Genomic DNA, 12,098 nt, shown 5'->3' with positions numbered 1-12,098 from the left:
TAATTACTAAGAAATATGCTATATTTCATAAATCAACGTATTTTTTAAATATATTTTTATATTTTATTAATTTTTTTTTTGTAAGCATAAAAACTCCTTCTCCTCCATATTTCAAATTTAACCAAGTAAACGGGATATCCGGATATTGATTAATAAGATATGACATATTATTACCAACTTCACAAATCAAAATACCTTTTTTTGTTAGAAAACGAGAAGCATTAGCTAAAATTCTTCTAATAAACTTCAAACCATCTGATCCGCCAGCAAGTGCTAAGGAAGGCTCTGCCAAATATTCAGCAGGCAAATCTAACATATCTTCCTCATTAACATAAGGTGGATTAATTATTATTAAATCATATTTAATTAATGATGGTATTTCTTGAAATAAATCAGAATATAACGGTACTATACGATCAAAAAATCCATGAAATGAAATATTTTTTTCTGTTACAGCTAAGGCATCAATAGAAATATCTACTGCATCAATTTGTGCTTTAGGAAATATGTAAGCACAAGCCACAGCAATACAACCACTCCCAGTACACATATCTAAAATCGTTAATGGATTCTTATTATTAAGAATACCTTCAAAATTTTTATTAATAAGTTCACCGATAGGTGAACGAGGAATTAAAACACGTTGATCTACATAGAATTCATGTCCACAAAACCAAGCCTTATTAGTCAAATAAGGGACAGGGATATGATCATAAATACGACTCAAAACCTTTTCAAGAATATAATAACGTTCATTGATAGTTAAACGAGACAATAATAATTGCGGAGGTATTTCTAATGGCAAAAACAATAATGGTAAAACAAGTTGTAATGCTTCGTCCCAAGCATTATCAGTTCCATGACCATAATAAATATTTGTTCTATTAAACTGAGTAACTATCCAACGTAATATGTCTTGAATTGTATTTAATTCTGAAACAATTTCATTAATAATAATTTTCTTCAAATTATTCCTACCAGAAATAATATATAAATAGCTCAAAACTAATAATTTTTATAAAAAATATAAAAATTGTCTATCATAATAATAAAACAAACAGTAAAGATTATGATTCTTCTGAATCATAAAAATTTTATTAAAAAGTTAAAAATTATTAATAATCATTATTTGTACATCATGAATAATTTTAAAAATAATTTATTCTACATTAACAATAAATATTCGAATATTTTAAGATATATCAAAATGATATTATTTTAAAAATAATTAATATTAGTAAAATAATACTTTTAAATTTAATATACTAAAAAATAATCAAAGGTATATATTTTTTATGTGATTGCATTATTAATTTTCAAATACTTTTAAGATTTTTACATTACAAATATAAAAATATTTATTTTTTTATAATTTCATATAAAAAATATCATAACAATGTATTTAAATTTAAAAAAATATGTACTAATAAATTTTAATATATAATATTATTATGATTTTTCCTATAACTGATTTATTTATTTTTTCTAACAGATTTTTTATTGTTTTTTAAGCATAATTTTTTTGAAAACTATATTTATCTTAACTATATTTATCTTGCTGCTATTAAAAAGTTCTATTATACTGATATAGGTTATAGAATAACAATAAAATATAAATGTAATCTAGTTTTTTTAAAAAATATTTAATAGAAAATTTTTTTTAGTATAAAATTTAATATAAATTTTATACATTATACATCATAAATAAAATAAATGTCATCTAAAGTTATTTGATAATGAGAAATATATTTTATTCATTTGCTTAACTGTGTATCGATAAGTTATTTTTTAATAAATAATCTTTAAAAATTAAATCATATATTATTAAATAATTTGTATTAACACAAATTATTTTTTATACTTTTCTCTTATAATAAATAACATATTATTTAATGTAATCATGAATTAAATAATTCTAAAAAAATTTCGTTATATTAATATATATCCTTTGAAATCTTTTAATATTTTGTAGTACTATATAACAGATATATTTTAAATACATCCTTAATTATTGAATCATCAATTTATTTTTTTTAATAAATTATTTATATTTTTATAAATCAAAAAATGATCATACATATTATATTAATAATATTTTTTTAATAAAAAAAAATTATATTTTATAAATATAATACTACTGCATAAATAGCAAAATTTATTATACAATTTAATAACAAAAACTATCAAATAAATTTTATTACTTTAATAATTTTATAAAAAAAGGAAAAATTATTTATTTTTAATAACTCTAATGATACTTTATTTAATAGGAGAAAATTTACTACATTGAAGTATATATGAGATCAATATGCAAAAACCCAATGAGTTAAACAAAAAACCTCTTGATAAACTTATTACACTTCAAACACTAATAAATGAATTCCCAATATCTGAAAAAAATATCAAACATATAATAGAATCACGTAAAAAAATTCAATCTATTTTAATCGGACAAGACAAACGCTTATTAGTTATAATTGGACCATGTTCAATTCATGATACTGAATCAGCACTTGAATATGCAAAAAAACTCATGCAATTACATCTTGATTATGAAGATTATCTTGAAATTGTTATGCGTACTTATTTTGAAAAACCACGTACTGTAATTGGTTGGAAAGGACTAATATCTGATCCTGAACTTAACAATTCTTTTAAAGTCAATAAAGGATTACGATTAGCTAGAGAATTACTAGTAAATATAAATCAACTTGAATTACCAACTGCAACTGAATTTTTAGATATGATAACAAGCCAATATTTTTCGGATTTGGTTAGTTGGGGAGCAATAGGAGCAAGAACAACAGAAAGTCAAATTCATAGACAAATGGCATCGGCACTTTCTTGTCCAATTGGTTTTAAAAATAGTACTAATGGTAATATTGACATTGCTATCGATGCTATTCGTGCAGCATATACCAGCCAAGTATTCTTGTCACCAAACAAAAATGGAGAAATGATTATTTATAAAACAAAAGGAAACCCTTATGGACATATCATAATGAGAGGAGGGAAATATCCAAACTATAATAAAAAAAATATCAATATTGCGTGTAATCAACTAAAAAAATTTGGATTACCTCAAAAATTAATTATTGATTGTAGTCACGGAAATGCTCAAAAAAAATATTTATTACAACTAAAAGTTGCTAGGAACATAGCTCAACAACTAAAAAATGGATCTACAGCAATTGTTGGGATTATGGTAGAAAGTTTTTTAAGAGAAGGAGCTCAAAAATTAATAAAAGGCAACCCGTTAACGTATGGTCAATCTATCACTGATCCTTGCTTAGGTTGGAAAGATACTAAAAAATTATTACAAATAATAGCTAATGCAGTAAAATATCGTTTTTAAAAAAAATATATAAATATATTGATATTAAAACTATCATTGATTTTTCAAAAAAATTCTTAATAAATAATATTTTTAATAAAACATCATTGCTTCTGTTATAAAAAGTATTTTTTAAAACGTTATATAAAATTAATTTTATTGAATAATTTTACAAATCAAAAATAAATACAATATTGTATTATTATAATATTTTATAAATTTCGCACGCTAAAGGTCAAATTTTAAGTTATCAATATCTTTTTATTAAAATATAAAAAAAATAGTATAAACTATTTTTTATTTATATATAATAAGCAAAAAAAATAATTTATAGTTATTACATTTAACAAAAATAAAAATACGTAATTTAAAATATATTGTTTTTAATATATTAAAACATTATTTTTTTTAAAAAAAATAATAATTTTATTGATAACTCTATAGAAGATAATTTTATATTCATAAATTCTAGTCATCATATAATGTTTTATTAAAAAATTTTCTGAAATCAATATTAATTTATTATTCCCATTCTATAGTTGCAGGTGGTTTTCCACTAATATCATAAACCACTCTAGAAATACCAATAATTTCATTAATAATTCTATTTGAAACTCTAGCAAGAAAAGAATAAGGCAAACGCGCCCAATTTGCCGTCATGAAATCAACAGTTTCTACTGCACGCAATGATATAACCCAATTATATTTACGAGTATCGCCCATTACACTAACAGAACGCAAAGGTAAAAACACAACAAAAGCTTGACTAATTTGATAATACAGATTTTCTTTATATAATTCTTCAATAAAAATAGCATCTGCTTGACGTAACAAATCACAATATACTTTTTTAACTTCACCAATTATCCTTACACCTAATCCAGGACCAGGAAACGGATGACGATATAATATATTATAAGGAAGACCTAATTCTAAACCTAATTTACGTACTTCATCTTTAAACAAATATTTTAATGGTTCAATTAATTTTAATTTCATTTCTTTTGGTAAACCACCAACATTATGATGAGATTTGATTAAATGTGATTTGCATGTTTTTGATACTGCTGATTCAATCACATCTGTATAAATCGTACCTTGTGCTAACCATTTTACTGCAGTATGCTTACTGGCTTCTTCTTCAAATATCTCAACAAAAACACGTCCAATTATTTTACGTTTTAATTCTGATTCATGAATACCAACTAAAGCATTTAAAAAACGTGTTTCTGCTGATATTTTAATAATATTCAAATCAAAGGTTTTAAAAACTTTCATAATTTGTTTTGCTTCATTTAATCGTAATAAACCATTATCAACAAAGATACAAATTAATTGTTTACCAATAGCCCGATTAAGTAATAAAGCAGTTACAAATGAATCAACGCCACCTGATAAAGCCAAAATAACTTTGTCAAAACCAATTTGTTTTTTTAAGTTTTGTATTTTGTCATCAATAATCATCACAGGAATCCAACATTTTCTACATTTACAAATATCTAATATAAAACGCTGAAAAATAACATGTCCTTGATGAGTATGTGTAACTTCTGGATGGAATTGAATACCATAAAAATGCTTTATCTCATTAGCAATGATGGCACATGGACAACTGTTAGTACTACCAATAATTTTAAAATTATTTGGGATAACAGTAACAATATCACCGTGACTCATCCAAACATCAAGTAATGGTGTACCTTCTTTAGTTAATCGATCATATATATTATCTAATAATGTACAAGATTCCTGAATAAATACTTGAGCATATCCAAATTCGCGATCAGAAGAAACCCTAACTTGCCCCCCTAATTGTATAGACATAATATGCATACCATAACAAATACCTAAAACTGGTACTCCAGACTGAAAAACATATTCTGACGCACGGGGGCTATCAACTTTCGTCGAACTATTCGGACCACCAGAAAGAATGATTCCATGAGGATTAAATGCGCGTATTTGATTTTTAGATGCATGCCATGGAAAAATTTCACAATAAACACCGGTATCACGAACACGACGAGCTATTAATTGCGTATATTGTGAACCAAAATCGAGAATTAAAATCTTATATTGATAAACATTACTTTTCATTTGCAAAAAAAATTATAATATCAAACAAATTGCTAATATAATATCATCAACTTAAGTGATAATTAGGTGATTCTTGTGTAATTATTACATCATGCACATGATTTTCTTGAATTGCTGCATTAGTAATACGAATAAATTCTGTTTTTGTTTTTAATTCTTCAATATTAACACACCCAGTCAGCCCCATACAAGAACGCAAACCACCCATTTGTTGATAAATAATATTTTTTAATAATCCTTTGTAAGCAATACGACCTTCTATTCCTTCAGGCACTAATTTATCTACTGCATTATTACTTTGAAAATACCGATCACACGAACCTTTTGACATTGCTCCTATTGATCCCATTCCACGATATGATTTATAAGAACGACCTTGAAATAAAATTATTTCACCTGGTGATTCTTCAGTACCAGCAAACATTGAACCAACCATAACACATGACGCTCCAGCAGCTATTGCTTTAGCAATATCACCAGAGAAACGAATACCTCCATCAGCAATTACTGGCACATTAATTCCTTTCAATGCATCTGCTGCATCTGCAATAGCTGTAATTTGGGGTACGCCAACACCTGTAACTATCCTTGTTGTACAAATAGAACCTGGACCAATACCTACTTTAACTGCACTGGCGCCTGCTTGCGCTAATGCTTTTGCACCTTCACCTGTTGCTACATTACCACCAATAATAGGCAATTCTGGATACTTTTTTCTTATTGTAGAAATACATCTCAAAACACCTTCAGAATGTCCATGGGAAGAATCAATCAATAAAACATCTATTCCTGCTTCTACTAATGCTTCTATACGTTTTTGATCATTTACAGTAACACCAGTAGCAGCACCTACTCGTAAACGACCATGTTCATCTTTACATGCATTTGGTTTACATTCTGCTTTCTTAAAATCTTTAACTGTTATCATACCGAACAAATGAAAATTATCATCAACTACTAAAACTTTTTCAATACGTTTTTCATGTAATTTTTGTAATATAAGATCATGATCTTCACCATTTTTTACTGTTACCAAATGAGTTTTTGGTGTCATCACTGCAGTAACAGGTTGATCAACATCAGTTACAAAACGAATATCACGTCCAGTAATAATACCTATTAGTTCTTCTTTATTATTAATAACAGGATACCCGGCAAAGCCATTTCGTTTAACCATCTCATGAACTTCACGAATTGTTGTTTGTGGTGTTACTGTAAGCGGATTAATCACAATTCCACTTTCATATTTTTTAACTCGACGAACTTCTTCTACCTGACGTTCAATTGACATATTTTTATGAATAAAACCAATTCCTCCTTCTTGAGCCAAAGCAATAGCTAAAGATGATTCTGTTACAGTATCCATAGCAGCAGAAATTATTGGGATAGTTAAACGAATGGTTTCAGTAAGTTTCGTTGATAGATCTGTGGTATTTGGTAACACAGTTGAATGCGCAGGAACCAATAATACATCATCAAAAGTTAGTCCTTCTTTTTTTATACGTAACATATGCAATATCTCAAATTTAAAAAAGATAAAATATTGCGATCGTATTTTACATGATAAAATTTATTATTTCTAGCACATTTTATTAAAATTAATATTAAAAAATAAGAATTTTTAAATAAAAAATAAAATATCATAACGAATAAATATTTTTTATGTTTATCATTAAAAACATATATGTGCTTAAAAAATATTTAACAAAAAAATATATTAAAAATAAAGTTAATTTCTATTTTTATATCCGTATTATATAAATAAAAATATACAAAATAATAAAACATATTATAAAAAAGATAAAATTTTAAATTCAAAGAACAATATTCTATTGCTTAATGATATCTTAATTTTCTTTAAAAATATTAAATTTAATTTAAAAATCATATCAAAATATAATATACTTGTATTACTACTATTTATTAATAGTTAAAAACTCCCATTATCGGCAAACATAATATTTATAATGAAAAATAATAAATGATTTAAATATTTATAGATTCATACATATTAAAACAATAAAAATTAGTATTTAAAAATATTTTTATAAAAAAACATATATTATATTTTTTTGATTGAATACATAAAAATTAAATAAAAATTTTAAAAAATAATATTAAAATATTTAGGCATAAATATTTTGTATAAATAATACTTGTAAATAATAATGTATTACTTCTTTGAAAATATTTTTTATTTTTCATATTTTAATTTTTTATTTAAAATTGTAAATAAATTGTAATATTTATAAATAATTAAACACACAAATAAAAATAATATAAAAAAATAATAACAAAATTAAAATTTATAAAAAGTTAATAAATATTAAAAAAGTAATTTATGATAAGCAAAAATTTAACAAAAACTATTAAAAATAAAATATATTAATTATTATTTTTAGTTGAATAATATTATTTAAAGAATTTATAAAAATTAATAAATAATAGCAATATTAATTTGAAATATTTTTATATACAAATTTTTATTAAATGATGTTATTATAAATAATTAATCTATTTATAATCAAAATATAACAACCAAAAAAAATATATAATATAAATAATTAATTATAGATTTCATTAAATAACAAAATACGAAAATTATTTATATTACTGATAATAAAAATAAACAGAAAATATTTACCATACTAATATTCACTAATTTTATTTTTAAATATACAAAATAAACATTAAGAATTTATCTTTTAAAAAAATAATGAACATTTACTCTATTCTTCAACTTGCACAAGAACTTATTCAAAAACCCTCAATCAGCCCAGATGATCATGGATGTCAAACTATTCTCATTGAAAGATTAAAAAAACTTAATTTTTCTATTGAAGTTATGTATTTTAAAGATACAACAAATTTATGGGCCCTTCATGGTGAGGATAAAAGAAAAACTTTAGTTTTTGCTGGACATACAGATGTAGTCCCAGCAGGTGATCAAAAAAATTGGAATTTTCCTCCTTTCCAACCAACGTTAAATAATGGATTTCTTTATGGAAGAGGAGCTGCTGATATGAAAGGTTCTCTTGCTGCAATGATTATAGCCGCAGAAAAATTTATTAAAAATTTCCCATCTCATCCAGGTCGATTAGCTTTCTTAATTACTTCTGATGAAGAAGATAAAGCTACTAATGGAACAGTAAAAGTAATTAATACATTAATAAAACGCAATGAAACAATTAATTATTGTATAGTAGGTGAACCATCTAGTACAAAAAAAATCGGTGATACCATAAAAAATGGACGTCGTGGATCACTTAACATTACCCTTATTATTAAGGGAGAGCAAGGACATATTGCTTATCCCAATTCAATAAATAATCCAATTCTTATTGCATTACCTTTTTTAAGCGAATTAGTGAAAAAAAAATGGGATACTGGAAATATTTTCTTTCCACCTACAAGTATGCAAATTGCAAATATTTATTCAGATATACAAAGTAATAATACTACTCCAAGTAAATTAGTAATAAAATTTAATTTTCGTTTTAGTAATGAATTAACTGCAAAAAAAATTAAGCAAAAAATTGAAAAAATATTAAAAAAATATCAATTAAATTATAAATTATATTGCTCATTATCTGCTAACCCCTTTTTAACAAAAGGGGGAGAATTAATAAATATTGTTTGTAAAGTTATAGAAAAACATTGTGGTTATTATCCTAAGTTATCAACTGATGGAGGAACATCAGATGCTCGTTTTATTATTGATATCGGTGCACAAGTTATTGAACTAGGCCCTTTGAACAAAAGTATCCACAAAGCAAATGAATGCATTAGTGTTAAAGATTTACAAAAATTAAGTTTTATTTATTATAAGATTGCAAAAAAAATACTTTTAAATTAAATTTTAATAACAAAAAATAAAATATATCGTATTCACTATATATCAAAAGTAATTATTTAATAATAAGCTTTCTCCTATAAAAAACTATAATATAGTTTTTTAAAATTTTATAAAAAACTAAGTATATCATCAGATCTAATTAAATAGACATGTTTGAAAAATTAGATAATTTTTTTAAAAAAACATATAAACATATAATTAACTTTATTTTTATTTATTATTTTTAATATTTTTAAAAATAATCTTATTAAAGATACCATAATGTAGAATATGAATTCAAAAAATAAAAGATAGAAAAAATCTTGTAAAAAATGATATAGTTAATTGATTCTATTTTGAACATAATTTTTAAAAATTATCAATTAGTAAAGAAAGAATTCCTACTGCTATTAATGGACCTACTACTACTCCATGAAAAATAAAAACACCTATCAAAGTACCAAATAATAACCCTATAATCATTACTGCTTTATAATCAATCAAAAAAACACCTTGACTACCTAGCCATGATAACAAAATCCCGATAATAATTGTTAATAATTATTCCCAATACAAAAAAGAATTCATCATATTTTTTACTGCTAGACATTTATTAGTAATAAATTTTATTTTCCCACACAGTCAAAATTAAAATACCAACTGTCATAACATATTTTTTAATCCATGAAAAAACATTTAAAGGTATAATACAAACAATAAGCAATAATAAAGTAGCAACTGTTAAAATTATATTATTGCTCATTATTTCTAAAATAATTAATACAAAAAAAATAAATAATGCTGTCTCAAAATTACTCATAATTTTTTATATTTACTAAAAATTTACCAGTAATTGAAATATGTTATTTATTAATATTTTTATAAAAATTAATCAGGTGATGATTTAATGCATAAAAATCATAAAAAGTTTTAAAGTTTTTTAAAATAAATCTAATAATATGAATACTTAATTTCTATAATATTCAAAATATTATATTAAGAATATTAATCATAAAAAATATTTTTCATGCATATATAATTTAAATTTAAAACACATCATTAATATTAATATTTTATTAAAATTATTGATTTTTTTTAATAAAATATGTATTAAGAGTATATTTTAAAATACAAAAATATGTATAATATACTTATTAAATATTATTTAATTATAAAAATCAGTATTAAAAATATTTTTGTATATTTTATTATTATTAATAAATATTGTAATTTTATTCAAAAAATATTGACCTATATTCAATTTTTAAAAAAAATAATCTATATAAATCAAAAATCAAATTTTGAAACTCAAAAAGTATTAATGTCTACAATTTATCTAATAATGTAAAAATGACATCATTAAATTAAATAATAATGCACAAAAAAAATTAATATCTTAAAAAATTATTTAACAATTCATGTCCTTGTTCACTTAAAATACTCTCTGGATGAAATTGAACACCTTCAATATGTAAATTTTTATGTCGAATACCCATAATTTCATCAATTTTTCCATTACATAAAGTCCATGCTGTTATTTCAAAAATATTGGATAATGTTGTAATCTCAATTACTAAAGAATGATAACGCATTACTTTTAGAGGGTTTTTTAATTTTTTAAAAACACCTTCTTGATTATGAAAAATTGTAGATACCTTACCATGCATAACTTTTTTAGCTTTGATAATAGAAGCACCAAATACCTGCGCGATTGCCTGATGACCAAGACAAACACCTAAAATGGGGATCACACCAGAAAAAAATGAAATAATATCTAATGAAACTCCTGCTTTATTAGGAATACCTGGTCCAGGTGAAATAATCAAATGTGTTGGTGAAAATCTTTTGATTTCTGCTATCGTAATAGCATCATTACGTTTTACTAAAACATCCATCCCTAATTCACACAAATATTGATAAAGATTATAAGTAAAAGAATCATAATTATCAATTATCAAAATCATATTTTATTAACCATATAATATTCAAAAATTTGCATAATTTTTAATTTTATAATTGTATTTCTTAAATAAGAATAATAAAATTAATTATTTTAATTAATTTATTTTAAACCTAAAAATAAACCTAAAAAACGAAAAAATAAACAATAAAAAAAAGCCAAATAAACGCTAATAATCTAAAAATTATTGATATTTATGTTAATCATATTAAAATAACCAATTAATATAATAATAAAACTATATTTTTATTCAACAAAACTAAATCTAAATTAATATTTTAATATTATTTTTTTATTTTTAATCAAATCAAAAGGAATAAATTATCTGTTTTCGAAATTTACAAAAATGTTTTATTATAAAAAATTCATATATTTTTTTTAACTTATATTATTAATCGATAATTTTGTATTTTAAATTAAAATCTAATTTTTAATTCTAATAAATTTTATGCAATTTAATCATTAAAAATTTTCATAAAATTTATTTATACCATAATCGTCACTTAAATATGATTGTTATATATCATAAAAAATATAAATTTGATATTTGCTAAAAAATTAACACTCCTGATAAAATATTATCAACCTCCAATCATTCTCCAATCATTTAATTGAACAATTTTTAATGTAATGTTATAAACATAAAAAAACAAAAAATAGAAATGACATGATACATAATCAAATAATAAAAAAATACTAAAAACTCATTACCAAATTACAATAAATCAAAAAAAATAAAAATAAATTACATAAATTTTAAATATCAAAATATTTCTATATTGGTATATTAAACAACAGATACCAAAACATTTATAATTTTTTATATGAAAAATAAGTTATAATTTATAGTTAACAAAAAATAAATTTTAAAC

The 12,098-nt window shown here is 22.7% G+C and carries 8 protein-coding genes; 2 read left to right on the top strand and 6 right to left on the bottom strand.

The window, feature by feature from the left end:
• Window positions 1-25: 25 nt before the first annotated feature.
• Window positions 26-967 (bottom strand): 50S ribosomal protein L3 N(5)-glutamine methyltransferase, encoded by a 942-nt coding sequence (gene prmB, locus ABNS14_RS00645; protein WP_348666449.1) that lies wholly within the window; start codon window positions 965-967, stop codon window positions 26-28.
• Between the two features lie 1,341 nt (window positions 968-2,308).
• Here prmB and ABNS14_RS00640 point away from each other — a divergent pair.
• Window positions 2,309-3,355 (top strand): 3-deoxy-7-phosphoheptulonate synthase, encoded by a 1,047-nt coding sequence (locus tag ABNS14_RS00640; RefSeq protein ID WP_348666448.1) that lies wholly within the window; start codon window positions 2,309-2,311, stop codon window positions 3,353-3,355.
• A gap of 501 nt (window positions 3,356-3,856) precedes the next feature.
• On the opposite strand, the gene guaA is transcribed toward ABNS14_RS00640, so the two are convergent.
• Window positions 3,857-5,431, bottom strand: a complete 1,575-nt coding sequence (gene guaA / locus ABNS14_RS00635; protein ID WP_348666447.1) for a glutamine-hydrolyzing GMP synthase — start codon at window positions 5,429-5,431, stop codon at window positions 3,857-3,859.
• Window positions 5,432-5,477: 46 nt separating this feature from the next.
• Window positions 5,478-6,941, bottom strand: coding sequence for an IMP dehydrogenase (gene guaB, locus ABNS14_RS00630; RefSeq protein ID WP_348666446.1), 1,464 nt, complete (start codon window positions 6,939-6,941; stop codon window positions 5,478-5,480).
• Window positions 6,942-8,147: 1,206 nt separating this feature from the next.
• Here guaB and dapE point away from each other — a divergent pair.
• Window positions 8,148-9,287: a succinyl-diaminopimelate desuccinylase gene (gene dapE / locus ABNS14_RS00625; RefSeq protein WP_348666445.1), complete on the top strand. Its 1,140-nt coding sequence runs from the start codon at window positions 8,148-8,150 to the stop codon at window positions 9,285-9,287.
• A 348-nt stretch (window positions 9,288-9,635) separates the two neighbouring features.
• On the opposite strand, the gene ABNS14_RS00620 is transcribed toward dapE, so the two are convergent.
• The 3 genes from ABNS14_RS00620 to ABNS14_RS00610 all read right to left on the bottom strand — a co-directional run bounded on the left by ABNS14_RS00620 (window position 9,636) and on the right by ABNS14_RS00610 (window position 11,230).
• Complete coding sequence (locus ABNS14_RS00620; RefSeq protein WP_348666444.1) at window positions 9,636-9,803, bottom strand: DUF441 family protein; 168 nt, start codon at window positions 9,801-9,803, stop codon at window positions 9,636-9,638.
• A 76-nt stretch (window positions 9,804-9,879) separates the two neighbouring features.
• Complete coding sequence (locus tag ABNS14_RS00615) at window positions 9,880-10,086, bottom strand: hypothetical protein (protein WP_348666443.1); 207 nt, start codon at window positions 10,084-10,086, stop codon at window positions 9,880-9,882.
• Window positions 10,087-10,654: 568 nt separating this feature from the next.
• Window positions 10,655-11,230: an anthranilate synthase component II gene (locus tag ABNS14_RS00610; RefSeq protein ID WP_348666442.1), complete on the bottom strand. Its 576-nt coding sequence runs from the start codon at window positions 11,228-11,230 to the stop codon at window positions 10,655-10,657.
• Window positions 11,231-12,098 lie beyond the last annotated feature (868 nt).

This window comes from Arsenophonus symbiont of Ornithomya chloropus (assembly GCF_964026495.1).
Classification (GTDB): Bacteria; Pseudomonadota; Gammaproteobacteria; order Enterobacterales; family Enterobacteriaceae; genus Arsenophonus.
This window is presented reverse-complemented; position numbering and strand designations above follow the sequence as displayed.

What these genes read in the sequence shown, in the direction of transcription:
- ABNS14_RS00640 (WP_348666448.1), top strand. Translation starts at nt 2,309, where the DNA reads ATGCAAAAACCCAATGAGTTAAACAAAAAACCTCTTGATAAACTTATT.
- guaA (WP_348666447.1), bottom strand. Translation starts at nt 5,431, where the DNA reads ATGAAAAGTAATGTTTATCAATATAAGATTTTAATTCTCGATTTTGGT.
- guaB (WP_348666446.1), bottom strand. Translation starts at nt 6,941, where the DNA reads ATGTTACGTATAAAAAAAGAAGGACTAACTTTTGATGATGTATTATTG.
- dapE (WP_348666445.1), top strand. Translation starts at nt 8,148, where the DNA reads ATGAACATTTACTCTATTCTTCAACTTGCACAAGAACTTATTCAAAAA.
- ABNS14_RS00615 (WP_348666443.1), bottom strand. Translation starts at nt 10,086, where the DNA reads ATGAGTAATTTTGAGACAGCATTATTTATTTTTTTTGTATTAATTATT.
- ABNS14_RS00610 (WP_348666442.1), bottom strand. Translation starts at nt 11,230, where the DNA reads ATGATTTTGATAATTGATAATTATGATTCTTTTACTTATAATCTTTAT.